Annotated in this window: 23 protein-coding genes; 21 read left to right on the top strand and 2 right to left on the bottom strand. The window is 64.5% G+C overall.

Annotated features, from left to right (window positions below):
- The first annotated feature begins 93 nt into the window (after positions 1-93).
- Entirely contained in the window at positions 94-3,207 is a 3,114-nt protein-coding gene (locus tag AC56KW_RS08965; protein ID WP_497170382.1) for a DEAD/DEAH box helicase, read from the top strand.
- A gap of 110 nt (positions 3,208-3,317) precedes the next feature.
- On the opposite strand, the gene AC56KW_RS08960 is transcribed toward AC56KW_RS08965, so the two are convergent.
- Positions 3,318-3,566, bottom strand: coding sequence for a DUF3297 family protein (locus AC56KW_RS08960; RefSeq protein WP_497170381.1), 249 nt, complete (start codon positions 3,564-3,566; stop codon positions 3,318-3,320).
- 196 nt (positions 3,567-3,762) lie between these two features.
- Between AC56KW_RS08960 and AC56KW_RS08955 the strand changes: the two genes are divergently transcribed.
- The 5 genes from AC56KW_RS08955 to AC56KW_RS08935 all read left to right on the top strand — a co-directional run bounded on the left by AC56KW_RS08955 (position 3,763) and on the right by AC56KW_RS08935 (position 13,114).
- A complete protein-coding gene (locus AC56KW_RS08955; RefSeq protein WP_497170380.1) occupies positions 3,763-4,881 on the top strand; it encodes a sensor histidine kinase in 1,119 nt (372 codons plus the stop codon).
- Between the two features lie 114 nt (positions 4,882-4,995).
- Entirely contained in the window at positions 4,996-5,676 is a 681-nt protein-coding gene (locus AC56KW_RS08950; protein ID WP_497170379.1) for a response regulator transcription factor, read from the top strand.
- Positions 5,677-5,884: 208 nt separating this feature from the next.
- Positions 5,885-6,595: a transposase gene (locus AC56KW_RS08945; RefSeq protein ID WP_497170378.1), complete on the top strand. Its 711-nt coding sequence runs from the start codon at positions 5,885-5,887 to the stop codon at positions 6,593-6,595.
- A 250-nt stretch (positions 6,596-6,845) separates the two neighbouring features.
- Positions 6,846-11,561: a glutamate synthase-related protein gene (locus AC56KW_RS08940; protein ID WP_497170377.1), complete on the top strand. Its 4,716-nt coding sequence runs from the start codon at positions 6,846-6,848 to the stop codon at positions 11,559-11,561.
- 89 nt (positions 11,562-11,650) lie between these two features.
- Positions 11,651-13,114 carry a glutamate synthase subunit beta gene (locus AC56KW_RS08935; RefSeq protein WP_497170376.1) on the top strand — a complete coding sequence of 488 codons (1,464 nt, stop codon included), beginning with the start codon at positions 11,651-11,653 and terminating at the stop codon, positions 13,112-13,114.
- Between the two features lie 16 nt (positions 13,115-13,130).
- Here AC56KW_RS08935 and pdxR read toward each other — a convergent pair whose 3' ends face one another.
- Entirely contained in the window at positions 13,131-14,636 is a 1,506-nt protein-coding gene (gene pdxR, locus AC56KW_RS08930) for a MocR-like pyridoxine biosynthesis transcription factor PdxR (RefSeq protein WP_497170375.1), read from the bottom strand.
- A 113-nt stretch (positions 14,637-14,749) separates the two neighbouring features.
- Between pdxR and AC56KW_RS08925 the strand changes: the two genes are divergently transcribed.
- The 15 genes from AC56KW_RS08925 to hisG all read left to right on the top strand — a co-directional run bounded on the left by AC56KW_RS08925 (position 14,750) and on the right by hisG (position 25,379).
- Positions 14,750-15,958, top strand: coding sequence for an NAD(P)/FAD-dependent oxidoreductase (locus tag AC56KW_RS08925; protein WP_497170374.1), 1,209 nt, complete (start codon positions 14,750-14,752; stop codon positions 15,956-15,958).
- A 46-nt stretch (positions 15,959-16,004) separates the two neighbouring features.
- On the top strand, positions 16,005-16,169 hold the full coding sequence (locus AC56KW_RS08920) for a hypothetical protein (RefSeq protein WP_497170373.1): 165 nt from the start codon (positions 16,005-16,007) through the stop codon (positions 16,167-16,169).
- Positions 16,170-16,257: 88 nt separating this feature from the next.
- Complete coding sequence (locus AC56KW_RS08915; protein WP_497170372.1) at positions 16,258-16,476, top strand: hypothetical protein; 219 nt, start codon at positions 16,258-16,260, stop codon at positions 16,474-16,476.
- Positions 16,477-16,501: 25 nt separating this feature from the next.
- A complete protein-coding gene (locus AC56KW_RS08910) occupies positions 16,502-17,119 on the top strand; it encodes an FMN-dependent NADH-azoreductase (protein ID WP_497170371.1) in 618 nt (205 codons plus the stop codon).
- Positions 17,120-17,477: 358 nt separating this feature from the next.
- On the top strand, positions 17,478-18,281 hold the full coding sequence (locus AC56KW_RS08905) for an ABC transporter ATP-binding protein (protein WP_497170370.1): 804 nt from the start codon (positions 17,478-17,480) through the stop codon (positions 18,279-18,281).
- On the top strand, positions 18,278-19,060 hold the full coding sequence (mlaE, locus tag AC56KW_RS08900) for a lipid asymmetry maintenance ABC transporter permease subunit MlaE (RefSeq protein WP_497170369.1): 783 nt from the start codon (positions 18,278-18,280) through the stop codon (positions 19,058-19,060). The genes AC56KW_RS08905 and mlaE overlap by 4 nt, the downstream gene beginning before the upstream one ends.
- A gap of 38 nt (positions 19,061-19,098) precedes the next feature.
- Positions 19,099-19,572 carry an outer membrane lipid asymmetry maintenance protein MlaD gene (mlaD, locus tag AC56KW_RS08895; RefSeq protein ID WP_497170368.1) on the top strand — a complete coding sequence of 158 codons (474 nt, stop codon included), beginning with the start codon at positions 19,099-19,101 and terminating at the stop codon, positions 19,570-19,572.
- Positions 19,569-20,318, top strand: a complete 750-nt coding sequence (locus tag AC56KW_RS08890) for an MlaA family lipoprotein (protein WP_497170367.1) — start codon at positions 19,569-19,571, stop codon at positions 20,316-20,318. Before mlaD ends, AC56KW_RS08890 begins: the two co-directional genes overlap by 4 nt.
- Before the next feature lie 51 nt (positions 20,319-20,369).
- The gene (locus AC56KW_RS08885) at positions 20,370-21,017 is read left to right on the top strand and encodes an MlaC/ttg2D family ABC transporter substrate-binding protein (RefSeq protein ID WP_497170366.1); all 648 of its coding nucleotides are present in this window, start codon (positions 20,370-20,372) and stop codon (positions 21,015-21,017) included.
- 9 nt (positions 21,018-21,026) lie between these two features.
- A complete protein-coding gene (locus AC56KW_RS08880) occupies positions 21,027-21,302 on the top strand; it encodes an STAS domain-containing protein (protein ID WP_497170365.1) in 276 nt (91 codons plus the stop codon).
- Between the two features lie 189 nt (positions 21,303-21,491).
- The gene (locus AC56KW_RS08875; protein WP_497170364.1) at positions 21,492-22,418 is read left to right on the top strand and encodes an ABC transporter ATP-binding protein; all 927 of its coding nucleotides are present in this window, start codon (positions 21,492-21,494) and stop codon (positions 22,416-22,418) included.
- The gene (locus tag AC56KW_RS08870) at positions 22,418-23,179 is read left to right on the top strand and encodes an ABC transporter permease (protein WP_497170363.1); all 762 of its coding nucleotides are present in this window, start codon (positions 22,418-22,420) and stop codon (positions 23,177-23,179) included. The genes AC56KW_RS08875 and AC56KW_RS08870 overlap by 1 nt, the downstream gene beginning before the upstream one ends.
- A gap of 27 nt (positions 23,180-23,206) precedes the next feature.
- Positions 23,207-23,443, top strand: coding sequence for a BolA family protein (locus tag AC56KW_RS08865; protein WP_109345839.1), 237 nt, complete (start codon positions 23,207-23,209; stop codon positions 23,441-23,443).
- A gap of 3 nt (positions 23,444-23,446) precedes the next feature.
- Positions 23,447-24,697, top strand: a complete 1,251-nt coding sequence (gene murA / locus AC56KW_RS08860; protein ID WP_497170362.1) for a UDP-N-acetylglucosamine 1-carboxyvinyltransferase — start codon at positions 23,447-23,449, stop codon at positions 24,695-24,697.
- A 7-nt stretch (positions 24,698-24,704) separates the two neighbouring features.
- Positions 24,705-25,379: an ATP phosphoribosyltransferase gene (hisG, locus tag AC56KW_RS08855; RefSeq protein WP_497170361.1), complete on the top strand. Its 675-nt coding sequence runs from the start codon at positions 24,705-24,707 to the stop codon at positions 25,377-25,379.
- Positions 25,380-25,384: the final 5 nt, after the last annotated feature.

The following is a 25,384-nucleotide window of genomic DNA, read 5'->3' as shown; positions in this document are numbered from 1 at the left end:
TGTCCGCTACGTGCGATTCCGAACAAAACGGAAGTGTTCGTATGCGAGATAATGCCGTTTATTGCCTTTTTTGATACGAAGCCACGAGACCCAATGACGACAGTCGATTATCTTCGCGAGAAAGCCGGCGACGCACCTGCGGTCCGCGCTCCCGCACGTTCCCCGGCCCTTCCGGCGCCGGTGGTGAGCTGGCTGCAGCGGGTCGAGGCAGCAGCCCACCCCCAGCCGAAGCTGACCGACGAAGTCGTCGACCCCAAGGCAGCGCAATACAAATTCGTCTACGTCATGGCGCCCACCAGTGGCGGCCGCCACGTCGCGCTGTGCCTGTGCAAGGCGCGCCTGCGTCCGAACGGCGACGTGGCCGCGGCCAGCCCGGTCAGCGAAGTGTTTTCGCTGCTGTCGGCGCCGCCCGCCTACCTCGAAGGCGACGACGTCGACCTGGTGCGCTTCTTCATCGCCATGCGCAGCGGGTCGGCGCAGGGCACCAGCGCCACCGAACCGAAAGGCAAGGTCGGGGCGATCCTGCTGCAGATGCTGCTCGAACAGGGCAAGCTGCTGTGGGCGAACTCGTGGTCCGACATGTCCAGCGGTCTCGTGTACCCGCTGCAGGGCGGTCCTACCCGCCTGGCCAGCCTGGCCTGGCGCGACGAAGGCCGCGTGGCCAAGCTCGGATGGTCGGTGGAGCCGGTCGGCGGCGCCGCCACCCACAGCGCGGCCGACCAGATCGACTACATGCTGCCGACCGATCCGCCGTGGTATATCGACAACCTGTCGTGCGGCCCGCTCGAACTCAATCGCGGCGGCATCGACATCTCGCTGGCCGAACTGCAGGCGCTGGTGGCGCAAGCCCCGGCCCTGACCGGCACCGACAAGAAACGCGTTTCGCAGCTGCTGCTGGCCCATGGCCTGCAAGGCCTGATGCCGCTGCCGCAGCCGCTTACCCAGCGCCTGCGGAACGACGTCAAGCCGATTCCTCACCTGCTGCTCGATGCGGTGCAGCTGGCCGACGGCAACGTCACGCGCTGGCAAGACTTCGCCGTGCTGGCCTTCGACTACGACGGCCAGCGCGTCTCGTTCGACCCATCGCAGCGCGTGGTACGCCAGATCGGCGACCTCACCGAGATCATCGAACGCGATCCCAAGGCCGAAAGCGACGCCCTCGACAAACTGGGCGAGATCGGCTTCCGCAAGCCGGCCACGGCGCCGTTCAACGCCATGGCCGGCGCGCTGCAGCTCGAGAGCCAGGCGCACTGGTTGCGTTTTGCCGAGAGCGACGTCGACGCCCTGTCCGACGCCGGCTGGCACCTGCAGAAATCGAACAAGTACAGGTACGACGTGGTACCGGTCGAAGACTGGTATGCCGACATCGACGAGCCGGTCGAGGCGGGCAATGCCTGGTTCGAGCTGGAGCTGGGGATCGTGGTGGCGAAGAAGCGCGTGCCGCTGCTGCCGGTGCTGGTGCAACTGATCCGCAGCGCGCCGCTCGAATTCGACCCCGCCGTGCTGGCCGCCCACCACGAGGCCGACCAGATGCTGGCCGTGCTGCCGGACGGCGTGCGCGTGGCGCTGCCGTGGGGCCGCCTCAAGCCGATCCTGGCCACCTTGGGCGAGCTGTATTTCAACGACAAGATCAAGGGCAAGCTGCGCCTGTCCACGCTCGATGCGGCGCGCCTCGAAGAACTGGCGCGCGGCGTCGAGCTGCGCTGGACCGGCGGCGAACGCCTGCGCGAGACCGGCCGCAAGCTGAGCCAGTTCGGCGCGGTCAAGAAGGTCGAGGCGCCTGCCGGCTTGCAGGCGACCTTGCGCGACTACCAGCTCGACGGCCTGTCGTGGATGCAGTTCCTGCGCGAATATGACCTGGGCGGCATCCTGGCCGACGATATGGGCCTCGGCAAGACCGTGCAGACGCTGGCCCACATCCTGACCGAAAAAGAAGCCGGCCGTCTCACCAGCCCGGCCCTGGTGATCGCTCCGACCAGCCTGATGGCCAACTGGTTCGACGAAGCCGCGCGCTTCGCGCCAAGCCTCAAGGTCCTGCTCTTGCAGGGCAAGGAGCGCATGGACCTGTTCGACCAGATCGACGGCGCCGACATCGTCCTGACCACCTATGCGCTGTTGCCGCGCGATGAAGAAGAACTGCGCAAGCACCACTATCACCTGGTGATCCTGGACGAATCGCACTACATCAAGAACACCCGCTCGAAAGCGGCGCAGACGGCCGGCTCGCTCGATGCCAGCCATCGCCTGTGCCTGTCGGGCACCCCGCTCGAGAACCACCTGGGCGAGCTGTGGTCGCAATTCCACTTCCTGCTCCCTGGCCTGCTGGGCGACGAAAAGGCCTTCAATACGCAGTTCCGCCATCCGATCGAGCGCCAGGACGACCCGGTGCGCCGCACCCTGCTCAATCGCCGTATCCGTCCTTTCCTGCTGCGCCGCACGAAAGACCACGTGGCCAAGGAACTGCCCGAGAAAACCGAGATGGTGCGCCGCATCGAGCTGTCCGGCCCGCAGCGCGACCTGTACGAAACCGTGCGCCTGGCGATGGACAAGAAGGTGCGCGACGAGATCGACCGCAAGGGCGTGGCGCGCAGCCAGATCGTCATCCTCGAGGCGCTGCTCAAGCTGCGCCAGGTCTGCTGCGATCCGCGCCTGGTCAAGGCGATGCCGTCCAAGAAGAACACGGCGGCGGTGTCGGCCAAGCTGGTCGATCTGATGCAGATGGTCGAAGACCTGCTGGGAGAAGGCCGCAAGATCCTCGTGTTCTCGCAGTTCACCAGCATGCTCGGCCTGATCGAAGAAGAACTCGACGCGCGCAACATCCCGTACGCGATCCTGACCGGCGAGACGCGCGACCGCTCGGCTCAGGTGGCGGCCTTCCAGCAAGGCGCGGTGCCGATCTTCCTGATCAGCCTGAAGGCCGGTGGCGTGGGCCTGAACCTGACCGCGGCCGACACCGTGATCCACTACGACCCGTGGTGGAATCCTGCGGCCGAAAATCAAGCGACCGACCGCGCCTGGCGCATCGGGCAAGACAAGCCCGTGTTCGTCTATAAACTGATTGCGAAAGGCACGCTGGAAGAAAAGATCCAGCTGCTGCAGCAGAAGAAGTCGGAGCTGGCGCAGTCCATCCTGTCCGAAGGGGAGTCGCAGAAGATGGCGCTGACGCAGGAAGACCTGCAGGCGATCTTCGCGCCGCTGGAAGATTGAACGTTTCCTGCCCCGAGATGGGGCAACGCATTGGGAATGAAACCGGCGTCGCGCTTTTTCGTTGAGCGCGACCTGGGAAGACACGCGGCGCAAGGCCGCGTGCTGACATCTTATTTGTAGAAGGCTTCGACCTTGCCCTTGAGCTTGATGAGCATCGGCTTGCCCTTGCGATCCAGGGTCTTGCCGGCGGCGACCTTGATCCAGCCTTCGCTGAGACAATACTCTTCGACGTCGTAGCGATCCTTGTCGTTGAAGCGAATGCCGATTTCGCGCTGGAACACGTCACGGTCGTGGAAAGGGCTGCTCGGATCGATCGACAGCCTGTCTGGGAGCGGGGGGAGGGTTGCGGTATCGTTCATGGTGGGCGAATTATCCCTCAACTCGCCGGAGCATGGCGCATTTCTTTGCGCGGACATCGGGCCTTCCCGCACCTTGCCGCGCGGCCTGGCCGCGATCATTGCTTGTGCGCGCGAGATATTTCACAGGCATCGTTACGCGGCTGTATACTTGCTGGTAAACCTGGCATCCTTGCCAGTTGGTTAAGAAAGAGCCTCGATGAAGTCCAGCCCTCCTGCCGCCGCCCCTTCCGCCGTCCGGGATCATTCTGGCGACGAAGCGCTGCCGGCCCGGCAGTTCCGCACGATCGCCGAACTGGGCGGCGATGTGGTCTTCGCCATCGCGCTGCCCGTACACCGCCTCGATTACCTGAGCCCCAATTTCGCCGAATTGAGCGGCTTCGGGAGCGAGGCGCTGCAGCAGGCGCTCGACGGCGACGGCGCATCGGCCCTGGCGCCGCTCGCGGCCTGGTTGCGCGAGGCGGCCGGCGGCCAGCCGGGCGCGCGCAGCCGGTGCGAGTTCGACCTGCTTGACGCCGAGGGCCGGCCGCTGGCGCTGGAAGCCCTGGCCATCGTCCCGCCCGACGATGCCGCGACCCTGGTCGGCCAGCTGCGCGACCTGGCGGCGCGGCGCGCCCATCAAAGCGAGCAGAAGCGCTTCGCCAGCATGCTCAACCATGAATTTCGCACCCCACTGGCCACCATCGACGGCGCCATCCAGCGCCTGGAGGCGACCTCGAGCCACGCCGACGAACCGACCCGCACGCGCTACCGCAAGATCGGCGCCGCGGTCGACCGCCTGATCGGCATGCTGGACGAATACTTGTCGCCGGACCGCATGGCCGCGATCGGCCGTGCGCGCCAGCCGAACACGATCACCGTGAGTGACCTGATCGAGACCGGCGCCACCCAGATCCGCGCGGCCGGACGCGAAGCCGTGCTGCGGCTGGACGAACTGGCGTCCAGCCAGGGCGACAAGCTGCAGCACACGCTGCGGGGCGAACCGGAAGGGCTGCGCCTCGTCCTGAAGGTCTTGATCGACAATGCGCTGGCGTTTTCGCCGCCCTCGGCCCCCGTGATCCTGCGCGCGCGGCGTAGCGGCGGTGGGGTCGAGCTGGCGGTGCTCGATGGCGGCGCCGGCGTGCCGCCGGACGATGCGGCACGGGTCTTCGAGAAGGGCTACCGCGGCCGCAACGCCGCCGGCCTGGCCGGCAGCGGCCTGGGCCTGTACATGGCGCGCTCGATCGTCGAGGTGCATGGGGGGGTGCTGAGCCTGGCACCGGGACAGGAGGGCGCGGGCGCCGAATTCCGTCTGTGGATGCCGGCGCTGGGACTGTAGAAGAACAACTCCTTGCTTCAGATCGCCTCAACAGTGATAATCGGGACCGCACCCGGCGTGGATAACGCTACCATTGGTAGCTTTGCCAGGTGAAGAGAACAATATGGCCAAGGCATGACGCAGATACTGATTGTTGAAGACAATGGCGAATACGCCGACGACATGGCCGAGTTCCTGAAGGAGCTCGACCATGACGTGACGATTGCCAGGACCGCCAGCGAGATGTGGGCGGCGCTGACGCGCACGCCGGCCGCGGTGGTGGTGCTCGACCTCGGTTTGCCGGACGAGGACGGTTTCAACGTGATCCCGCGCATGCGCCAGCTATATCCCGAGATCGGTTTGCTGGTCTTGACGGGCCGGGTGGCGTTCGACCACCGCATCCTGGGTCTGCGCCTGGGCGCCGACCACTATCTGACCAAGCCGATCAAGTTCCCCGAACTGGCGGCCCACATCGAAGCCCTGGACCGCCGCGTCCGGCCCCCGGATCCCGCTCCGGCCCCCAGCAAGTGGACACTCAGAGTCAGCGCCCGCCAGCTGGAGCTGATGGGCAAGGTCATCGACCTGACCGAAAAAGAGTGCAACTTCCTGCACCTGCTGACGATCAATACCCGTCCCGTACCGCGTCATGTGATCGTGGCCGGCATGGGCGGCGAAGATCCGGACGCCAGCCGCCGGGTCGACATGCTGGTCTACCGCCTGCGCAAGAAGGCCCGCTCCGGCCTCGGCCAGGACCTCCCCCTGCGCAGCGCCTACGGCGAAGGCTACAGCCTCTCCGCCGGCTTCACCCTCAATTAGGGTCAGAGTAGAATTATTGGCCAATTTCTTCTGCAATCTTGCTGTTTTACGCAGATTGGCAAAAAATTCTCTTGCGGCTACCACGCTTGAACCATGTTCTGAATAAAATAGGGACAGAGTCAGCCTGTTCTGAGCGAAGCTTGTGATTAATGAGGGACAGAGTAGTTTTCTATTGTAGAATCGGCGGCTCAGTATGTGAGAAGACGCCATGGCACGCCAACCCCGACTCATCGTTCCCGAGCAACCGCACCACGTCATCCAGCGCGGCAATAACCGCCAGGTGATCTTTCGCGAGCAGGCCGACTACCAGCGTTTCCTGGTCTGGCTCAAGGAAAGCGCCAAGTTCTACGATGTGGCGATCCACTCGTACGTGCTCATGCCCAACCACCTGCACCTGCTGGCCACGCCCAGCGACGCCACCGGCCTGGCGCTGATGATGCAGAAGGTGGGCCGGCTATATGTCCCCTGGTTCAATCTCAAGTACGAACGCAGCGGCGGGCTGTTCGAAGGGCGTTTTCGCACCTCGCTGATCGATTCGGACCGCTATTTCATGACTTGCAGCCGCTACATCGAGCTCAATCCCGTGCGTGCGCAGCTCACGGTTGCGCCGGACGACTATCCGTGGTCGAGCTACGCGCACCACGCCGGCATTCGTACCGATACCCTGGTCGCCGACCATCCCTTGTTCTGGGGACTGGGCAATACGCCATTCCAGCGCGAAGCCGCCTATATCGACATGGTCCGGCAAGGCCTCAGTACGGAAGAGGTCGATTTCATCACGGTCGCGATCCTCAAGAACCAGCCCCTCGGTTCGCTCACCTTCAAGACCGAACTCGAACAAAAAACACAGCGCCAGATTCTTCCAGCCAAGCGTGGAAGGCCGTTCAAAGCGCCTTTGCCACCGCTTTCACCAGCCTGATGCAGGCATTTCTTGACACGATGGCGCGGTTATTCGCGCCATTTTTTTACCAAAAACCACAGTATTATCAGTAGCTTAGCGCCAGAGGGAATGGACTGGGCCAAGATCGAATGACTCTGTCCCCAATTAATCGAGAATATAAAAAGTTGTCAAACAATTCGACTCTGACCCTAATTATTCTGGTTGACGCGGTATTTTGCAGTGCACTATTCTCGGCGTTCGACCCCTGAAAAGTAGTGGAGATTGCCTCATGATTGCCCAAGGTTTGTATGACCCAGCCAATGAACACGATGCCTGTGGCGTCGGCTTCATCGCCCATATCAAGGGCAACAAGAGTCATTCGATTATTGAACAGGGTCTGCAGATCCTGAAGAACCTCGACCACCGGGGCGCTGTCGGCGCCGATGCGCTGATGGGCGATGGCGCCGGCATCCTGATCCAGATCCCGGACCAGTACTTCCGCGACGAAATGGCCAAGCAGGGCGTTGAACTGCCGCCGCCTGGCGAATACGGCGTCGGCATGGTGTTCTTGCCGAAAGAGCATGCCTCGCGTATCGCCTGCGAACAGGAAATCGAGCGCGCCGTGCGCATCGAAGGTCAGGTCGTGCTGGGCTGGCGCAATGTGCCGGTCGACGAGACCATGCCGATGTCGCCCTTCGTGCGCGCCAAGGAGCCGGTCATCCGCCAGATCTTCATCGGCCGCGGCCCGGACATCATGGTTACCGATGCGCTCGAACGCAAGCTGTACGTGATCCGCAAATCGTCCGGCCATGCGATCCAGGCCCTGAAGCTCCTGCACGGCAAGGAGTTCTTCGTGCCGTCGATGTCGGCGCGCACCATCGTTTATAAAGGCCTGCTGCTGGCCGACCAGGTCGGCGTCTACTATAAAGACCTGCAGGATCCGCGCTGTATCTCGGCCCTGTCCCTGGTCCACCAGCGCTTCTCGACCAATACCTTCCCCGAGTGGCCGCTGGCCCACCCGTACCGCATGATCGCCCACAACGGCGAGATCAATACGGTCAAGGGCAACTTCAACTGGACCCGCGCGCGCGAAGGCATGCTCAAGTCGGCCGTGCTGGGCGAAGACCTGAACAAGCTGTTCCCGCTGATTTACGAAGGCCAGTCCGACACCGCCTGCTTCGACAACGCGCTCGAACTGCTGGTGATGGCCGGCTACCCGGTGGCCCAGGCGATGATGATGATGATCCCGGAAGCCTGGGAAAACCACACCGCGATGGACGACAACCGCCGCGCCTTCTACGAATACCACGCGGCGATGATGGAACCATGGGACGGCCCGGCCGCCATGGCCTTTACCGACGGCCGTCACATCGGCGGCACCCTGGACCGCAACGGGCTGCGTCCGGCGCGCTACGTCATCACCGAGGACGACCTGGTCGTGATGGCCTCGGAGTCGGGCGTGCTGCCGATCCCAGAATCGCGCATCGTCAAGAAGTGGCGCCTCCAGCCGGGCAAGATGTTCCTGATCGACCTCGAAGCCGGCCGCATCATCGACGACAAGGAGCTCAAGGACAGCTTCGCCAACGCCAAGCCCTACAAGGCCTGGATCAAGTCGGTGCGCATCAAGCTCAATGAAATCAAGCTGTCCGAATCACAGCTGATGGCCGGCCGCGCCAAGGATGCGCAAGGCGAGAAGCAGGCCCTGACCCTGCTCGACCGCCAGCAGGCCTTCGGCTACACGCAGGAAGACCTCAAGTTCCTGATGGCGCCGATGGCCGTACTGGGCGAGGAAGCCACCGGCTCGATGGGCAACGATTCGCCACTGGCCGTCACGTCCAACAAACTCAAGCCGCTGTATAACTACTTCAAGCAGCTGTTCGCCCAGGTGACCAACCCGCCGATCGACCCGATCCGCGAAAGCATGGTCATGTCGCTGGTGTCCTTCATCGGCCCGAAACCGAACATCCTCGACACCAACAACGTCAACCCGCCGATGCGCCTCGAAGTGGCGCAGCCGATCCTCGGCTTCGACGATATGGCGCGCCTGCGCGCCATCGGCCAGCATACCGGCAGCAAGTTCAAGGCTTATGAGCTGAACATCTGCTACCCGGTAGCGTGGGGCAAGGAAGGCATCGAAGCGTCACTGGCCTCGCTGTGCGCCGAAGCGGTCGACGCCGTTAAATCGGGCCACAACATCCTGATCGTGTCCGACCGCCGCCTGTCGCCCGACCTGGTCGCGATTCCCGCGCTGCTGGCCACTTCCAGCGTGCACCAGCACCTGGTGGCGAAGGGCCTGCGCGCTTCCACCGGCCTCGTGATCGAGACCGGCTCGGCGCGCGAGACCCACCACTTCGCCCTGCTCGCCGGCTACGGCGCCGAAGCCGTCCATCCTTACCTGGCACTGGAAACCCTGGCCGAGCTGGCCCACGGCCTGCCGCACGAGATGTCGGCGGAGACGGCGAGCTACAACTACATCAAGGCGATCGGCAAGGGCTTGCTGAAGGTAATGTCGAAGATGGGCATCTCCACCTATATGTCCTACTGCGGCGCCCAGATCTTCGAGGCCGTGGGCCTCAACAAGTCGCTGGTCGACAAATACTTCAAGGGCACCTCGTCGAACGTCGAAGGCATTGGCCTGTTCGAAGTGGCCGAAGAAGCGCTGCGCCTGCACGCCCTGGCCTTCGGCAACGATCCGGTGCTGGCCAACAGCCTCGACGTCGGCGGCGAGTACGCCTTCCGCGTGCGCGGCGAAGACCACCTGTGGACGCCGGACGCGATCGCCAAGCTGCAGCACTCGACCCGCGCCAACAACTTCTCGACTTACAAGGAGTACGCGCAGCTGATCAACGACCAGACGCGCCGTCACCTGACGCTGCGCGGCCTGTTCGAGTTCAGGATCGACCGCGACAAGGCGATTGCGATCGAGGAAGTCGAACCGGCCAAGGACATCGTCAAGCGCTTCGCCACCGGCGCGATGTCGCTCGGCTCGATCAGCACCGAAGCCCATGCCACGCTGGCCATCGCGATGAACCGCATCGGCGGCAAGAGCAATACCGGCGAGGGCGGCGAAGATCCGGCGCGCTACCTCAACGAATTCAAGGGCATCGCCATCAAGAAGGGCGAGAGCCTGTCGTCGGTCCTGGGCAAGGACCGCGTCATGGTCGACATCCCGCTGGAAGACGGTGATTCGCTGCGCTCGAAGATCAAGCAGGTGGCCTCGGGCCGCTTCGGCGTCACCGCCGAATACCTGAACGCGGCCGATCAAATCCAGATCAAGATGGCGCAGGGCGCCAAGCCGGGCGAGGGCGGTCAGCTGCCGGGCCACAAGGTTTCGGATTACATCGCCAGCCTGCGTTTCTCGGTGCCGGGTGTCGGCCTGATCTCGCCGCCGCCGCACCACGACATCTATTCGATCGAAGACCTGGCGCAGCTGATCCACGACCTGAAGAACGCCAACCCGCGCGCCTCGATCTCGGTCAAGCTGGTGTCGGAAGTCGGCATCGGCACCGTCGCTGCGGGCGTCTCGAAAGCCAAGGCCGACCACGTGGTGGTGGCCGGTCATGACGGCGGCACCGGCGCCTCGCCGCTGTCGTCGGTCAAGCACGCCGGCACGCCGTGGGAGCTGGGCCTGGCCGAGACCCAGCAGACGCTGGTGCTCAACGGCCTGCGCAGCCGGATCCGGGTTCAAGCGGACGGACAGATGCGCACCGGCCGCGACGTCGTCATCGCCGCGATGCTGGGCGCCGACGAAGTGGGCTTTGCCACCGCGCCACTGGTGGTCGAAGGCTGCATCATGATGCGTAAATGTCACCTCAATACCTGCCCGGTGGGCGTGGCCACGCAAGACCCGGTCCTGCGCGCCAAGTTCCAGGGTAAGCCTGAACACGTGGTGAACTACTTCTTCTTCGTCGCCGAAGAAGCGCGCCAGATCATGGCCCAACTGGGCATCCGCACCTACGATGAACTGATCGGCCGCGCCGACCTGCTGGACAAGTCGAAGGCGGTCCAGCACTGGAAGGCGCAGGGCCTGGACTTCTCGAACATCTTCTACCAGCCGCAAGTCGACAGCCGCAGCGCCCTGTACCATACGGGCGAGCAAGACCACGGCCTCGACAAGGCGCTGGATCATAAGTTGATCGCGCAGGCCAAGGCCGCGCTGGAGAAGGGCGAGCGCGTCTCGTTCATCTCGCCGGTGAAGAACCTGAACCGCACCGTCGGCGCCATGCTGTCGGGCGAAGTCGCCAAACGCTATGGCCACGCCGGCCTGCCGGACGACACCATCCACATCCAGCTGCAAGGCACGGCGGGCCAATCGGCGGCGGCCTTCCTGGCCGGAGGCATCACGATCGACCTGGTCGGCGAAGGCAACGACTACGTCGGCAAGGGCCTGTCGGGCGGCCGCATCATCGTGCGGCCGAACACCGAGTTCCGCGGCTGGGCGGTGGACAACATCATCGTCGGCAATACCGTGATGTATGGCGCGATCTCGGGCGAGGCCTTCTTCAACGGCGTGGCCGGCGAACGCTTCGCCGTGCGTAACTCGGGCGCGATCGCGGTGGTCGAAGGCTGCGGCGACCACGGTTGCGAATACATGACCGGCGGCACCGTCGTCGTGCTGGGCGAGACCGGACGCAACTTCGCGGCCGGCATGTCGGGCGGCGTGGCCTTCGTCTACGATCCCAAAGGCGAGTTCGCTGGCCGCTGCAACACCACGATGGTCAACCTGGAACCGGTGCTGTCGTCGAAGGAGCAGAGCGACCCGGCGGCCTGGCACAGCCAGACCCGTAACGGCGAACGCGAATGCGATGAAGCGATCCTGCGCCGCCTGATCGAGCGCCACTTCAAGCACACCGGCAGCACGCGCGCGCGCAACCTGCTGGACGACTGGGCCAACAGCCGCGGCAAGTTCGTCAAGGTGTTCCCGACCGACTACAAGCGCGCCCTCGAGGAGATGCACAACTCGAGCATGGAAGAAGCGAACGACAAGATTGAGTTGGCGGCTTGACCGCAGAGCTTGGGTCCCCGCCCGCCTCCCGGCAAGGGCGGGGATGACCTTGGTTTCGATCACCGCAGCGGAAAAATTAAGGAATTAACGTGGGCAAAATCACCGGTTTCATGGAATTCGCGCGGCAGGAAGAGGAATACCTCGATCCGCCCGTGCGTCTCAAAAACTACAAGGAATTCGTCGTCACCCTGACCGACGGCCAGGCCAAGGTCCAGGGCGCGCGCTGCATGGATTGCGGCATCCCGTTCTGCAATACGGGCTGCCCGGTCAACAATATGATCCCGGACTGGAATGACCTGGTCTTCCATGGCAATTACCGCCATGCGCTGGACAACCTGCACTCGACCAATAACTTCCCCGAGTTCACCGGCCGCATCTGTCCAGCGCCGTGCGAATCGGCCTGTACCCTGGGCATCAACAACGATCCGGTCGGCATCAAGTCGATCGAGCGCAAGATCATCGACACCGGCTGGGAGCACGGCTGGGTGGTGCCGCAGCCGGCAAGCGTCAAGACCGGCAAGAAGGTCGCCATCGTCGGCTCCGGCCCGGCCGGCCTGGCCGCGGCCCAGCAGCTGGCGCGCGCCGGCCATGACGTGACGGTGTTCGAGAAGAGCGACCGCATTGGCGGCCTGCTGCGCTACGGGATCCCCGACTTCAAGATGGAGAAGGACCTGATCGACCGTAGGGTGGAGCAAATGCGCGAAGAGGGAGTAACGTTCCGCACCAGTGTCCTGATCGGCAAGGACTTCCCGGCCACGGTCAGCAATATGGCGTGCGAGACCATCTTCCCGGAAGACCTGGAAAAAGACTACGACGCCGTGGTCCTGGCCGGTGGCGCCGAGCAGCCGCGCGACCTGCCGGTCCCGGGCCGCCAGCTGAAGGGCGTGCACTTCGCGATGGACTTCCTGCCTCAGCAGAACCGGGTCAACGCCGGCGACAAGCTGAAGGACCAGATCAAGGCGACCGGAAAGCACGTGGTCGTGATCGGCGGCGGGGATACCGGCTCGGACTGCGTCGGCACCTCGAACCGCCACGGCGCCGCCTCGGTCACCCAGTTCGAACTGATGCCGCAGCCGCCGGAACACGAAAACAAGCCGCTGGTCTGGCCGTACTGGCCGACCCGCCTGCGCACTTCGTCATCGCACGAGGAAGGCTGCGAGCGCGACTGGGCGGTGGCGACCAAGCGCCTCGAAGGCAAGGGCGGCAAGGTCGAGAAGCTGATCGCCTGCCGCGTCGAGTGGAAAGACGGCAAGATGGCGGAAGTGCCGGACAGCGAATTCGAACTCAAGGCCGACCTGGTGTTCCTGGCGATGGGCTTCGTCTCGCCGGTGCAGCAGGTGCTGGACGCCTTCGGCGTGCAGAAGGACCCACGCGGCAATGCGCGCGCCGCGACCGAAGGCGAAGGCGCCTACCAGACCTCGAACCCGAAGCTGTTCGCCGCCGGCGACATGCGTCGAGGCCAGTCGCTGGTGGTGTGGGCGATCCGCGAAGGCCGCCAGTGCGCGCGGTCGGTCGACGAGTTCCTGATGGGCGTGTCGAACCTGCCGCGCTAAGCAGGTAACGGGGAACCTAGGCGCGGCCGCGCAAGGCGGCCGCCACCGCTTTCGCTCCCGCATCGATCGCCGCCTCGTCGAAGGCGGCAAATCCCATCACCAGCGATGGCGCCGGCTGCGCCTGCGCGCAATAGCGCTCGAGCGGAAACGCCGTCAGGCCGGCCGCGTTCAGGCGCTGCCAGGCATCGCGCTCTTCGTGCTGTACCAGCCGCGTCACCACGTCCAGCCCCGCCGTCACCGGCGGCACATCGATCAAGCCGGTCCAATGGCGCTGCGCCGCCTCTTCGAAGGCGGCGGCGCGGCCGGCGTACACGCGCCGCATGCGCCGCACGTGGCGGTCGAAGTGGCCATCATCGATGAAGTCGGCCAGTACCGCCTGCGAGAGCGCGTTCGCATTGCGCGTGGCCAGCGAGGCGGCGCGGATGAACGGGTCGACCAGCGTCCAGGGCAGGGCCACGAAGGCCAGCCGGATCGCCGGGAACAGCAGCTTGCTGAAGGTGCCGGCCAGGACCACGTGCGACTCGGTCCCTTCCATGCTGCGCAGCGCCGGCACCGGTTTGGCACTGAAGCGGTATTCGCTGTCGTAGTCGTCCTCGAACACGATGGCGCCATGTGCGCGCGCCCAATGCAGCAAGGCCAGCCGGCGTTCCGGCGCCAGCGCCATGCCCAGCGGCGCCTGGCGCGCCGGCGTCACGTAGGCCAGCCGCGCCCTTGGTGCACTGGAAATCGCATCGTGCAACCGCATGCCGTCGCCGTCGAGCGCGACGTCGACCACCCGCGCGCCATGGGCCTGCATGGCCTGGCGCGCGCCGGGATAGCCGGGATCTTCCATCCACACCGCCTCGCCCGGCGCGACCAGCAGGCGCAGGCAGATGTCGAGCGCTTGCTGCACACTGCCCAGGATCACGATCTGGTCGGGCGAGACCGCCACCCCGCGCGCCAGGTCGAGGTGGCGCGCGATCGCGGCGCGCAGCAGGGGCAGGCCGGCGGCGTCGCTCTCGGACAGAATCGCCAGTTTCGAGGACCGCAGGTGACGGCCGTGCAGGCGCCGCCACAGGTCGATGGGGAAACCGCGCACGTCGCAGCGGTGCGGGTGGAAGGCGGGCGGGAGGCCGCTGCCCGGCCGCAGCGGAAAGGCCGGCGCCTGCTCGCCGACATTGCGCAGCCAGGAGCCGCCGGGCTCGAAGCGAAATGGTTCTTCCAGCACGCGCACTGGCGCCGGACCGGCTTGCAGGCTCGCATCCGGCAGCACCCGGCTGACCCGGGTGCCACTACCGCGCCGGGCCTGCAGATAGCCCTCGGACAGCAGTTGGTCGTAGGCCAGTTGCACGGTGCCGCGCGCCATCGTGTACTGCTGCGCGAGCGTGCGGGTGCCGGGCAGGAGGACGCCGTCGGGCAGGCGGCCGTCGAGGATGGCCTGGCGCAGGCTGCGGGACAGCCAGCGCTGCAGGGTCTCGCCCGGCGCCGGGGCGCCCAAGGCAAGCGCACCACGGCGCCATGGTATCGACGACGCCTCTGTCATGGGAAGTGGATCAATCGTTTGTGAGAAGACTGGCTCAATACACCAGGCCAGTCTACCCGCAGAATGGGTTGGTACGCCACTGCGGCATCGACAACCAACCCAAGGAGACCATCATGATCCAGAACGTCATCATCGCCGGCAACGGCTTCGCCGGCCTGTGGGCCGCCATCGCCGCCGCCCGCGCCGCCCACGTGGCCGGCAAGTCGGACGAACTCGCCATCACCGTGGTTTCGCCGGTCGCCGAGCTGCACATGCGTCCGCGCCTGTACGAGGCGTCGCTCGAGAACATGGCGCCCGAACTGGGCCCGCTATTTACCGCAGTGGGCGTGCGCCACGTGGCCGGCCGCATCGAGAAGATCGACGCCAAGGCGCGCCAGGTCTCGGTGGCGCTCAACAACGGCAGCCACACGAACCTGCCCTACGACCGCTTCGTGCTGGCCACCGGCAGCCAGGTCCTGACGCCGAACGTGCCGGGCCTGGCCGAGTATGGCTTCAACGTCGACCAGCTGCAACAGGCCGAAAGGCTGGAACGCCACTTGCAAAGCCTCGCCAGCCAGCCACAGAGCGAGTCGCGCGACACGGTGGTGGTGGTCGGCGCCGGCTTCACCGGCATCGAGACCGCGTCCGACATGCCGGAGCGCCTGCGCGCCATCCTCGGCCAGGATGCAAAGGTGCGGGTGCTGATGCTGGAATACGCGCCGGTGGTGGGGCCCGAGCTTGGCGCCGGTCCGCGTCCAGTGATCGAGGAAGCACTGCGAGAAGTCGGCGTCGAGACCCTCACCTCGAGCGGCGTGGCCGCGATCGAGCCCGATGGCGTGGTCACTGCGGACGGCCGCCGCTTTTTCGCATCGACCGTGATCTGGACCGCCGGCATGCGCGCCAATCCGCTGGCCGAGCAGGTCGGCGGCGAAGTCGACCGCTTCGGCCGCGTCCACGCCGACCCCTACCTGCGCGCACCCGGAACGGACGGCATCTACGTCACCGGCGACGTGGCGCGCGCCGCCACCGACAATGAAGGCAATGTGGCCGCGATGTCGTGCCAGCACGCGCTGAGTCTGGGGCGCGTCGCCGGCTACAACGCGGTGGCCGAACTCGTGGGCCTGCCGCTGCACGCCTACAGCCAGCCGAAGTACGTGACCTGCCTCGACCTCGGTTCATGGGGCGCCTTGTATACAGAGGGCTGGGACCGCCAGGTCAAGCTGACCCGCGCCGAAGGCAAGGCCTTGAAGCGCGCCATCAACACCGAGTGGATCTATCCGCCGGCCCCGGAGCGCGATGTCGCCTTCGCCATGGCGCGCCCGGATCACGTCATCGTTCCTTGAAGGGAGGGACCGGCATGGACGGCATCGAGCTGATCCAAGGAAGAAGGTGCGCCTGGCGTACCGCCCGCCCCTGGTCGAGCTCTTCCTGACCGGGGTGTTCGACTTTACGATCGTGACCGGCCTGCGCCTGCCTGGCGCTGGAGCGCGCGGCCGCTGGATGCGGCGCGCGTCCAGCAAGTGGCCGCCGGCGTATATCTGGTGTGGGCCGTGATCAGCCACGTGAATGCGGTGCCGTACCTGGCGCGCGTGCACTTCGGGATCGACCCCGACCGGGGCTTCGCGGTCGCGCGCCGGCGGGCATGCTGCGCGATCCCTGGAATATCCGCCTGTTGCCGTATTACCCGGGCGGGGCGTTCGCCGTGGTGGCGCATGCCTTCCGCAACGTGCGCATCGTGATGCTGGCGCACCATGCGCCGCGTGCGAGCGCGGACCGCGTGCTGGCGGGGCATCGTGTTCGCCGCGCTGCCGGTCATCACCATCATCCTCGCGATGTGCGGCTGCGCCTGCACTTCGCCTGATTTCACTGTCGGTACTGGAGACCATATGAACATCCTGCACATCAGCGCCAGTCCGCGCGGCGCACAAGCGGCCAGCCGGGCACTGTCCAATCTCGTCGTCGAGCGCCTGCTGGCGCGCCATCCCGGCGCCAGCGTCAGCGTGCGCGAACTGGCCGGCGGCGAGGACGGAGATGCGCTGCCCCATATCGACGCCGCCTATGCGCTGGCCCTGTCGAGCGCCGCCAACGAGCCGGGCGTCGATGGCGCGCAGCTGCGCTCGGATGGCCTGATCGAAGAACTGGTGCGGGCCGACGTCATCGTCATCGGCACCCCGATGCACAACCTCACCGTACCCTCGACCCTGAAATCCTGGATCGACCACGTGGTACGTATCAACCGCACCATGCGACCGACGCCGGAGGGCAAGGTCGGCAAGCTGCACGACCGCCCGGTCTACCTGGCGCTGGCCAGCGGGGGCTGGCGCACCGGCGAGCGGGCGCGCCAGCCGGATTTCCTGGAATCATACCTGCGCGCGATCCTGGCCATGATCGGCCTGAAGGACGTGACAGTGTTCTCGGCCGAAGGGCTGGCGCTGGGGGCGGAACGGGCGGCCGAGGGCAGGGCGCGTGCCTGGACCCAGGTGGAGCGTCATTTCGGTGCTTGAGGCGGCGTTGACAAATGCACGACAAACTATTGCATATCCTGTCACTTGTTATTTGTGCACGCCGCCCCATATGATGGTGCAGTGCAAAAACCGCAGAGAATTTTCCAGTAATTAGGGAGAGCTTAAATTAGCTCCCTTGGACGTTCCTGACATCACTCTTGTTGATAAAATTTAACAATCCCAATATTGGAAACATACATATATCAACAAAAACAATGGCTTATGAGCCTGAATTACTGACTCATTAGTTATTAGTGTTGTAATAGTACGTCGCTGGCTGGGGGTAAAATCGGGTCCCTCAAGCAGGTAAATAGCTTTCTGCACTACAATACCGGATTCCCCAAATATCAATTACGCTGTGTCGAACCTAGTCGAAATCCGCGATCTGCATTTTGCATACGGTGAGCGTTCCATCCTGTCGAATCTCCGTATGGACTTCCCACGTGGCAAGCTGATTGCCGTCATGGGCGGGTCGGGTTGCGGCAAGACGACGGTGCTGCGCCTGATCGGCGGCCAGATTCGTCCCCAGCGCGGCGAAATCCGTATCGGCGGCGAAGTCGTGCACAAGCTCGACACCCAGGGACTGTACCGCCTGCGTCGCCGCATGGGCATGCTGTTCCAGTTCGGTGCCCTGTTTACCGACTTGTCGGTGTTCGACAACGTCGCTTTCCCGCTGCGCGAACACACCGACCTGCCCGAAGAACTCATCCGCGACCTGGTCCTGATGAAACTGAACGCCGTCGGCCTGCGCAATGCGCACCGCCTCAAGCCGGCCGAGATCTCGGGCGGCATGGCGCGCCGCGTGGCCGTGGCGCGCGCGGTGGCGCTCGACCCCGAGTTGATCATGTACGACGAGCCCTTCGCCGGCCTCGATCCGATCTCGATGGGCGTGACCGCCAACCTGATCCGCAACCTGAACGACGCGCTGGGCTCGACCTCGATCCTCGTCTCGCACGATGTGCATGAATGCTTCGCGATCGCCGACTACGTGTACTTCATGTCTGCCGGCAAGATCGTGGCCGAGGGCACGCCGGACGACCTGCGTGTCTCGGAAGATCCCTACGTGAAACAATTCGTCAATGCCGCCCCGGACGGCCCGGTGCCCTTCCACTACCCCGGCAAGTCGCTGGCCGACGACCTGGGCCTGGGAGCGCGTCAATGATCGCCCGTGTCCTTGGGATGGTCGGCTGCACCGTGCGCGAGGGCTTCGCCGGCCTCGGTTTCGCCGTGCGCTCGTTCTTCAGCGTATTGAAGGTGTCGCCGGGCGCCTTTCGCCGTCCGGGATTGATTTCTGAACAGATTCATTTCATCGGTAATTATTCGCTGGTGATCATCGCCGTCTCCGGCCTGTTCGTCGGCATGGTGCTGGGCCTGCAGGGTTATTACACGCTGAACCAGTATGGCGCCGAGCAGATGCTGGGCCAGGTGGTGGCCCTGTCGCTGGTGCGCGAGCTGGGTCCGGTGGTCACGGCGCTGCTGTTCGCCGGCCGCGCCGGCACCTCACTGACCGCCCAGATTGGCCTCATGAAGGCCGGCGAGCAGCTGTCGGCCATGGAAATGATGGCCATCAACCCGGTGCAGCGCGTGCTCGCGCCGCGCTTCTGGGCCGGCGTGATCGCCATGCCGGTGCTGGCCACCGTGTTCTCGGCAGTCGGCGTGCTGGGTGGTTACCTGGTCGGCGTGAAATTGATCGGCGTCGATGAAGGTTCGTTCTGGGCGCAGATGCAATCTGGTGTCGATGTGCGAGATGACGTACTGAACGGTGTGATTAAAAGCTTTATCTTTGGCATCGCAGTGACCTTTACCGCCCTGTTCCAGGGGTATCAGGCCCAGCCGACGCCGGAAGACGTGTCGCGTGCGACTACGCGCACGGTCGTGATTGCATCGCTGCTGGTCTGGGGGCTGAATTTCGTCATGACGGCCCTGATGTTCAATAAATAAATTAATAAACGGTTAAACGGTTACTGTAGGGTATTCAAATGCATCGCAAAACTATCGACGTCTGGGTCGGCCTGTTCGTTCTGCTGGGTCTGGCCGCGCTGCTGTTCCTGGCTTTCCAGGCAGGAAATATGAGGTCTTTGTCGTTTGGCCAGACGTATTCGGTCACGAGTCGCTTTGACAATATCGGTGGCCTCAAGCCGCAGGCGCCGGTCAAGAGCGCCGGCGTGGTGGTCGGTCGCGTGGGTGAGATCACCTTCGACGACAAGAGCTTCCAGGCATCGGTGCGACTGGATATGGAATCCGAATATAAATTCCCTAAAGACAGCTCGCTGAAGATTTTGACTGCTGGCTTGTTGGGCGAACAATACATTGGCATCGAAGCCGGTGGCGACGACAAGAACCTGGCCGAAGGCGACAGCATCAATCGCACCCAGTCGGCGACGGTCCTGGAAGACTTGATTAACCAATTTATCTACAGCAAGGCTGCTGAAGGAAAGGAAGGTAGTGAATGAACTACACCGTCACGCTCTCGCACTTGCGCCTGTGCGCCGCCGCCGCTGCTGTCCTGGTCCTGACCGGGTGCGCCACGACCGCCAATAATCCCCAGGATCCGCTGGAAGGCTATAACCGCGCCATGTTCAGCTTCAACGACGCGGTCGACCGCGCCGTGCTCAAGCCCGTAGCCACCGGCTACAGGAACGTCGTGCCGGGTTTTGCCCAGACTGGCGTCGGTAATTTCTTCGGCAACCTGTCGGATGCCTGGAGCTCGGTCAACAACCTGCTGCAGGGCAAACCCGAGCAAGCCGGCACCGATTTCGGCCGCGTGGCGCTGAACTCGACCTTCGGCATCTTCGGCCTGCTCGATATCGCTTCCGAAGCGGGCATGCAGAAGAGCGACGAAGACTTTGGCCAGACCCTCGGCAAATGGGGCGTGCCAAGCGGCCCCTACTTGATTTTGCCACTGCTGGGCCCATCTACCGTGCGTGATACAGCGGCATTGCCGGCCGATATCGGCGGCGATGTCTGGAAATACAAGGAACCGGCCAACTGGCGCAATATCGGCGCCGGCATCCGGATCGTCGACACCCGCGCCTCGCTGCTCGACGCTTCCGGCCTGCTCGAAGACGCTGCGCTCGACCGTTATGAGTTCTTGCGCGACGGCTACCTGCAGCGCCGCCAGAGCCAGGTGTATGACGGCGACGTGCCGCGCCAGGCTGCCGATGAGGAAGGCGCCGAGGCCCCAGCCGCGAAGCAGTAAACAGATAAACCGTGCGTGCGGCTGCTGCCGCCGCCAACCGAAAGGAAACCGATGAAGCCATTCATGCACCTGGTCGCCGCTGCCGCCACCGTGGCGTTCTCCACCGTCCTGGTCGCCGCCCCGGTGGCTGCCGCCGAAGCGCCGGACGCGCTGGTCAAGCGTATCAGCAATGAAGTGATCGACAGCGTCAAGGCCGACAAGGACATCCAGTCCGGCAACCGCAGCAAGATCATGGAGCTGGTCAACGCCAAGATCCTGCCCTACGTCGATGCCGAGAAGATGACCCAGCAGGCAGCCGGCCGCCACTGGCGCGCCGCCACCCCGGAGCAGAAGCAGAAGCTGACGAAAGAGTTCCGCGACCTGCTGGTCTACACCTATGCCGGTGCGCTGTCGACCATCAAGAACGAGACCGTCGAGTTCAAGCCGATGCGCGGCGCGCCGACCGATACCGACGTCGAAGTACGTTCGCAGGTCAACGTCGCTCGCGGCGAACCGATCACCCTGAACTACCGCCTGAGCAACGACAAGGGCAGCTGGAAGATCTATGACGTGAACGTGCTGGGCGCCTGGCTGGTCCAGACCTACACCAGCACCTTCAACAGCGAGATCAGCAAGAGCGGTGTCGATGGCCTGATCAAGCGCCTGGCCGACCGCAACGCCCAGCTGGCCTCCAAGCCGCTGGCCGCGCCGGCCAAGTGATGGTCCAACATGGCTGAATCCAACCCGATGCTGTCGATCGACGCCCTGACCTTCCTGACCGCCCACCAGGCGCTGGAGCAGGGCGCGGCGGCGATCCGCGCCGGCGAGACCGTGTTCGACCTCGGCGGCGTCAAGGCTGCCGACTCGTCCGGCGTGGCTCTCCTGCTGGCCTGGCAGCGCCGCGCGTTGGATGCCGGCCACCGTCTCACGTTCGTGAACGTGCCGGACAACGTGCAAAAGCTTGCGGCGCTGTACGGCGTCGATACGCTGCTGCCGCGAGCCTGAAGACCGGCGGCCACTGGCCGCCGTTTTTTTTCCTGCTCCCCTGCGCGCCGCGTTTCGTTGTCGCGCGCGTTTCTTCCCTCTGTCCGCTTGACAGATCGATTTCACCTATAATGGTCCGTTTCCCCGCACGGTCCCCCGGTGCGCTTACGGGTCGAATCCCATTTTCGCGCACCGCGCCATCCAACAAGCATGACAGCAATCCAGATTGACAGCGTCGAGAAGAGCTACAAGGGCTTCAAGGCGCTCAAGGGCGTCTCCCTGGACATCCAGGAAGGCGAGTTCTTCGGCCTGCTGGGCCCGAACGGCGCCGGCAAGACCACCCTGATTTCGACCATCGCGGGCCTGATCCGGCCCGATGCCGGCAGCGTGCGCATCCACGGCCACGACGTCGTCTCCGACTTTCGCGAAGCCAGGAAACGCCTGGGCGTGGTGCCGCAGGAACTGGTGTTCGATCCCTTCTTCACGGTGCGCGAGACGCTGCGCCTGCAGTCGGGCTATTTCGGTATCCGCAACAACGACACCTGGATCGACGAGGTGATGCACAACCTCGACCTGACCGACAAGGCCGATGTGAACATGCGCGCGCTGTCGGGCGGCATGAAGCGGCGCGTGCTGGTGGCGCAGGCCCTGGTGCATCGCCCGCCCGTGATCGTGCTCGACGAGCCGACCGCCGGCGTCGACGTCGAGCTGCGCCAGACCCTGTGGAAGTTCATCGCGCGCCTGAACCGCGAGGGCGGCCACACCGTCGTGCTGACCACCCACTACCTCGAAGAAGCGCAGGCCATGTGCCAGCGCGTGGCCATGCTCCGGCGCGGCAACGTGGTGGCGCTGGACACCATGAGCGCGTTGCTGCGCCGCGTGTCGGGTTCCCAGCTGGTGGTGCACTTGCGCTCCGGCGACCTGCCCGAGGGGCTGCGTCATCTGGTTTCGCACGATGAACACACCAATGGCAACGGCGGTGGCAACAAATACACGCTGCGCGTGAACGACTATTCGGAAGTCGAACCGATCCTGGCGCGCCTGCGCGAAGCCGGCGCCGTGATCGACGAAATGCAACTCGAGCAGGCCGACCTGGAAGACATCTTCATCCAGATCATGGAAGAGGAAAAGCACTAATGTTTTCGATCGGTTTTCGTACCCTGTTCTATAAAGAGTCGCTGCGGTTCTGGAAAGTCGCAACCCAGACCGTGGCCGCCCCGGTCGTCACCGCCATGCTCTACCTCTTGATCTTCGGCCATGTGCTCGACGGCCGGGTGGAGATGCTCGACGGCGTCGCCTATACCTCGTTCCTGATCCCGGGCCTGGTGATGATGAGCGTGCTGCAGAACTCCTTCGCCAATTCGTCGTCGTCCCTGATCCAGTCCAAGATCACCGGCAACCTGGTGTTCATCCTGCTGCCGCCGCTGTCGCACGTCGAGATCCTGTCGGCCTACGTCGCGGCCGCGGTGGTGCGTGGCCTGGCGGTGGGCGCCGGCGTGTTCATCATCACCGCCTGGTTCGCGCACCTGAGCTTCGTGGCGCCGGTCTGGATCGTCGTGTTCGCCCTGCTGGGCGCCGCCATTCTGGGCACCATGGGCGTGATCGCCGGTATCTGGGCCGAGAAGTTCGACCAGCTGGCGGCGTTCCAGAATTTCCTGATCATGCCGGCCACTTTCCTGGCCGGGGTGTTCTATTCCATCCAAAAACTGCCGCCTTTCTGGCTTGCCGTCTCGCATTTCAACCCATTCTTTTATATGATTGACGGGTTCCGCTATGGGTTCTTCGGCCAGTCCGACGTTTCGCCCTGGACCAGCCTGTCCATCGTGTCCGTGTTCTTCGCGGTGCTGACGGTCCTGGCGATCAACCTGCTCAAGCGCGGCTACAATCTGCGTCATTAAGAATACAGCACTATTTTTGGAGTTATCGTGGCGACCACACCTGAACTGATCCACGGCTATATCAGCGCCGGCCTTGAATGCACTCACCTCGACGTGAAGGGTGACGGCCACCATTTCGAAGCCGTGATCGTCTCGCCAGCGTTTGCCGGCAAGCGTCCGATCCAGCGTCACCAGATTGTCTACGCCGCGCTGGGCGACCGCATGCGCGAGGAAATCCACGCGCTGTCGATGAAAACCCTGACCCCTGAAGAATTCAAAGGATAAGCCATGGACAAGCTCCAGATCGTCGGCGGCAAGCGCCTGGCTGGTGAGATTTCGGTATCCGGCGCCAAGAACGCGGCGCTGCCCATCCTGTGCGCGGGCCTGCTCACCGCCGGCGACCTGCAGCTGTCGAACGTGCCGCGCCTGCATGACGTGCGCACCATGCTCAAGCTCCTGGAAAAGACCGGCCTGAAGGTCGTGCAGGACGACGAGAAGGTCACCATGAACGGCAGCGCGATCGACACCCTCGAAGCGCCGTACGAGCTGGTCAAGACCATGCGCGCCTCGATCCTGGTGCTGGGCCCCCTGCTGGCGCGCTTCGGCGAAGCGAAGGTCTCGCTGCCGGGCGGCTGCGCCATCGGCTCGCGTCCGGTCGACCAGCACATCAAGGGCCTGCGCGCGATGGGCGCCGAAATCACGATCGAGGGCGGCTACATCCACGCCAAGGCCAAGAAGCTCAAGGGCGCGCGCATCCACACCGACATGATCACGGTGACCGGCACCGAGAACCTGCTGATGGCCGCGACCCTGGCCGAAGGCGAAACGGTGCTCGAGAACGCGGCGCGCGAGCCGGAAGTGACCGACCTGGCCAACCTCCTGGTGGCCATGGGCGCCAGGATCGAGGGCATCGGCACCGACCGCCTGGTGATCCAGGGCGTCGACGAACTGCACGGCGCGACCCACGCGGTGATCTCGGACCGCATCGAGGCGGCGACGTTCCTGTGCGCAGTAGCGGCCACCGGCGGCGACATCGTGCTGACCAATACCCGCACCGACATCTTCGACGTGGCGCTCGAGAAGCTGCGCGAGATCGGCCTGCAGCTGACTGTGGGCAGCGACACCATCCGCGCGAAGATGGACGGCCGCCCGCATCCGGTGTCATTCCGCACCACCGAGTATCCGGGCTTCCCAACCGATATGCAGGCCCAGTTCATGGCCGTGAACACGATCGCGAACGGCCCGTCGAAAGTCACCGAGACGATCTTCGAGAACCGCTTCATGCACGTGCAGGAGATGAACCGCCTGGGCGCCCACATCTCGACCGAGGGCAACACCGCCTTCATCAAGGGCGTCGACCGCCTGGTCGGCGCGCCGGTGATGGCGACCGACCTGCGCGCCTCGGCTTCGCTGGTGATCGCCGGCATGGCGGCCCAGGGCACGACGCTGATCGACCGCATCTACCACCTCGATCGCGGCTATGACCGGATGGAAGTGAAGCTGTCGGCGGTCGGCGCCGATATCGTACGCATCAAATAAAGACATCATGACATTCAACGGCAACACCGGCGAGCCCCAGCTGATCCTGGCGCTTTCCAAGGGCCGCATCTTCGAAGACACCCTGCCGCTGTTGTCGGCGGCCGGGATCGAGGTGCTGGAAAACCCCGAGACCTCGCGCAAACTCATCCTCTCGACCAACGACCCCGGCGTGCGGGTGCTGATCGTGCGCGCGTCCGATGTGCCGACCTATGTCCAGCATGGCGCCGCCGACTTCGGCGTGGCCGGCAAGGACGTGCTGCTCGAGCATGGCGGGGAAGGGCTGTACCAGCCGATCGACCTGCGCATCGCCCAGTGCCGCATGTCGGTCGCCGTCAATGCCGGCTTCGACTACGACAGCGCCGTGCGTCAGGGTGCGCGCCTGCGGGTGGCGACCAAGTTCGTCAACACCGCGCGCGAGCACTTCGCCAGCAAGGGTGTGCACGTCGACTTGATCAAGCTGTACGGCTCGATGGAACTGGCGCCGCTGGTCGGCCTGTCGGACGCCATCGTCGACGTGGTCTCGACCGGCGGCACCCTGCGCGCCAACAACCTGGTCGAAGTCGAAAAGATCATGGACATCTCCTCGCGCCTGGTGGTGAACCAGGCCGCGCTCAAGCTCAAGCGCGAGCGCCTGCAACCGATCCTGGAAGCGTTTGAACGCGCGTCCCAACAACAAGGCTGAAGCAT

The organism is Telluria sp. RT2P19, assembly GCF_059685725.1.
This window is presented reverse-complemented; position numbering and strand designations above follow the sequence as displayed.